At 35.3% G+C, this 3,638-nt stretch carries 4 protein-coding genes; all 4 read left to right on the top strand.

Annotation, left to right across the window (positions count from 1 at the left end):
- The first annotated feature begins 352 nt into the window (after positions 1 to 352).
- Entirely contained in the window at positions 353 to 1,165 is an 813-nt protein-coding gene (locus tag D1151_RS16135) for a CPBP family intramembrane glutamic endopeptidase (RefSeq protein ID WP_161909549.1), read from the top strand.
- Positions 1,110 to 2,153 (top strand): hypothetical protein, encoded by a 1,044-nt coding sequence (locus D1151_RS16140; protein ID WP_161909550.1) that lies wholly within the window; start codon positions 1,110 to 1,112, stop codon positions 2,151 to 2,153. The genes D1151_RS16135 and D1151_RS16140 overlap by 56 nt, the downstream gene beginning before the upstream one ends.
- Before the next feature lie 96 nt (positions 2,154 to 2,249).
- On the top strand, positions 2,250 to 3,197 hold the full coding sequence (locus D1151_RS16145) for a hypothetical protein (RefSeq protein WP_161909551.1): 948 nt from the start codon (positions 2,250 to 2,252) through the stop codon (positions 3,195 to 3,197).
- 166 nt (positions 3,198 to 3,363) lie between these two features.
- The coding region (locus D1151_RS16725) for a hypothetical protein (protein WP_207708626.1) at positions 3,364 to 3,638 on the top strand (275 nt) is incomplete at its 3' end.

Raw genomic sequence — 3,638 nt, forward strand, 5'->3', positions numbered from 1 at the left:
ACCGGGATATGTCTTAAGGTAAATATATCATAAAAATGTGAGAAAAGCAGTTTGTCAGAGTAAATTCTATGTAAGTCCTTGCCATTTGAAATTCCAGTGATACGCAGAATTTATTTTGGCAAATAATATCCCATTTTTGCTCTGAAAACAGTTTTATAGATAAGGGGATAAAACAGGGAGTAAAAAAGACAGAAAGGAGGTGCATCACCAATGTGGGAAATAGGTAAATGAGAACGTTAAACTACTGGGAAAGTGGATAATGGTTTCAGTTATTATTACTAAATGAACTTTATATATGGAATGGTAAAACATATATAATCCATATATTTTACTTAAAAACTTGGAGAGAATAATGAATGAGAAAACGACTATAACGAGTATTCTGCTAATTCTAGGATCATGGTTGTTAACTGATCAGATTCTTCTATTATTCAAAGAGGCATATATCAAGTTCTATACGCAATTAGAACAATTTGATTTTATTCGCGACCATTTATTGACAGAAACTAATATATTTTATATATTCCATATTATTGTTACTTACTTTTTGGTTATCAAGCTATATTTGAGAATTGTCAGTGAAAAGTGCCAATATCAGTGGAGTAAAAAATATATTTGGATACTATTAGTTAGTTGTATCGTTCTAATTATATCAATCTACTTCACAAATAAAGTATATGCGCTTTATCTTGATGAAATAATTGGAACTATTATTTCACAAATGCTGTTTGTCGCAATAGTTGAGGAGCTTATCTACCGGGTAACGATTTCGACAATTTTGGAAAAGAGCGGATTCAATTTTAAAGAAAGAATAATATTATCTGTATTTATTTTTGAAATAATGCATTTAATTTCTTTTAGAGAGATACTGCTCCAGCTCGACTTTGTAGAAGGAATTCAGATGTTGTTTGCACCTCTAATTTTTGGAATGATTTTGGCAATCCTTTATGAGAAAGAGCATCAACTCATCCCATTAATTGTTATACATGGAACCTATAATTCTATGAGTTTGCTAACAATAGGAACTACAAAGAACATAGCATGTGGAATCTATCTGAGTGTAGTATTGTGTGCTACTTTGTTTCACAAGAATGAAAGGAGAGAAAGTAATGAAGAAGTTTATGACCGTATTGATTTCAACACTGATGGTGATGCTGACATTTAATACTATCAGTTTTGCATCCACAGTAGAACCGAAAGAGTTTTCTAATGTGGAGATGAAATCCATGCAACAAATCAAGGCGAATCTAGAAAATCCTAACAGAGAAGTTGAAAAAATTGTAGATGCTGTGCTAAAAGGAACGGAATTGGAAAAAGAGGGAGAATATACAATCTCTGAGGAACAAACTCTAAGGAAGAAGTTGGATTCTCTTGATTTAGCTTCGAAAGCTTATAGAAATGCTGCAACTGAAATCATAAGGAATACCGATCCAAAGGTATTATTGAAGTATGTTGAAAAAGAATGTGAAAGAGCAGTTTCAGCTTTAGATGGATTAGAAAACCAGAAGGCAGATTATATTTATAATTCTGAAGATGAGAATGGAAACAAAGAGTCAATGGAGGTGTATGATTTAGGTGATGGAACAGAAATCGTTATTCAAGGAATTGATGAAGAAGACAAAAGCAGAGTTGCAAAGGGAAATGCCTTCTTTTCACCATGCGAAATCGTAACAAAAACATGGATTACGAACAATAGTATGGACAAGGAGAAAGGAGATAGAAGATATACAGCAATATATAATATTAAAGTGGCTGGAACAGTACGAGGAAAAATCACCGTATCAAATCATTATACTGTAAACAAAGCCGACTTAACAATGAGAGCTGCTGAGGTTTGGGAGTATTCTGGTACTGGTCCTTTAACTATTGAACAAGATGGAGCAGCTTGGAAATCCTCTACAACAAAAGTTACAAAGGCAGGAGGAGAAATATACGCAGGTGCTAGATTTAAAGTGACAAGTTCAAACAGCATTACAACAACTGTAGAAGGTACTGTAGGTGTTGGTGGAACAGGAATATCTGGCGGAACATCGGTTACTTGGAATGATAATCAAACAAGACTACATAAAATCTATGCGGCAGTAGATTTGAACAAATTCACTACTACTGGTGCAAATGTAAAAAATTGGGGAAAGGTTACTTTCGCAAAATAAAGAAATCCAATAATGATTATGGAAATTTAGTATATAAGAAAAGATATTTTTCTTTATAAGGCAATGATTAGGATATAATCAGATAGGAGATTAGCGATGAAAGGAATTACAACAAAAATACTCCTGATAATTTTGTTGATACTATGCATTGTTGGAATATATAATCTCTTGGGAGAGAACACGGAGGAATCGCCTGCCGAAAAGGGATACAATATTACGAAAATCAGAGAAAATCTGGAAGAATCAAAGATTCAGGGCGAAAATATCATAAACACTATTTTCGCAAGGATTTCCAACAAAAATCAATTAATCTATTCCATTTCAAAGGAAGATGCTGTAAAAGAAAAGTTTCGACAATTAAACCTTTCATCAGATACCTACTATTCTGACGCTGAAGAAATTATGGATAATACTGATCCGGAAGTTCTTTTACAGTATATCGAAAATCAATGTGAAAAGGCAGTCTCCGCGTTGAGTGATTTGAAGACCCGAGAAGCTAGTTATACATGTGATGAAAAAGACGAACAGGGTAATACGGATATTATGAAAATCTATGATTTGGGAGATGGAACCGAAATCGTTTTGCAGGAAACAGATTGTGCAGATGATTCTTCTAAAAGCAATCGAAGTTATACGGTAAGCTATGCAATTGTGGTGGGTGGAACTATGCAGGGCAAATTTTCCGTAACGAATCACTACATCATAGATAAGAAACAAATCACATTAAAGAGTGCGGAAGTAAAGGAATATAACGGAAATGGCCCTTTGACTGTAGAATTGCGAGATAAAGCCTGGAAATCTTCACAGAAAAAAGCTTCGCGGACGAGAGAGGAAGTTTATGCAGGTGCAGCCTTTTATCTGACCTGTTCAAAAGATGCAGTCGTAGGAAAAGATCCGGCATCTGTAGAAAATAAAAGTAGTGCTGTTTTCTGGAATGAGAACAGAACCAGACTATATAAAATCTATGCGGCGATAAGAGTAAAAGATACCAATGAGGACTATATTTCTGCAGAAACATACAGTCAGCTGAGAAGTTTAAAATAAAATGTGTCTGTGAAAATTTCTCTGCATTCATAAAATTTACACTTCTATAAAGTTAAAAGCTAGCCGTTCCTAAATAAGAAAAAGCTGTTTGGCATATTGTCAGACAGCTTTTTTATTGAATGAATAGCTTCTGATTCGGAGCATTGCAAGAGGAATGGAGAAAGGGATGGCTCTTGAGAAAAATAATATTACTTTGCGCCGGGTGAAGGCTGTACCCTTCACCCGGAGGTCAGGGCTGCAAACCACAGCCCTAATAAAAAGGAAACTTCACGAAGTTTTTTATCTATCTGACCACTTTTGGTTGCTCATTATATCACTTCCAGTCCTATCGGCAAGGGGCAAGCGGTTGTATTTGCCCTACGGACAAATCTCCACCGGCAAGTATGCCCCCTATGCCTCTGCTCCTTCCAGCGGGCCGCCTGCGGCGTCCTCTTTTCGCAA

Origin of the sequence: Emergencia sp. 1XD21-10 (genome assembly GCF_009936045.1) — a bacterium.
GTDB classification, from domain to species: domain Bacteria; phylum Bacillota; class Clostridia; order Peptostreptococcales; family Anaerovoracaceae; genus Senimuribacter; species Senimuribacter intestinalis.

Coding starts and splice junctions, on each gene's coding strand:
- D1151_RS16135 (WP_161909549.1), top strand. CDS start 353: ATGAATGAGAAAACGACTATAACGAGTATTCTGCTAATTCTAGGATCA.
- D1151_RS16140 (WP_161909550.1), top strand. CDS start 1,110: ATGAAGAAGTTTATGACCGTATTGATTTCAACACTGATGGTGATGCTG.
- D1151_RS16145 (WP_161909551.1), top strand. CDS start 2,250: ATGAAAGGAATTACAACAAAAATACTCCTGATAATTTTGTTGATACTA.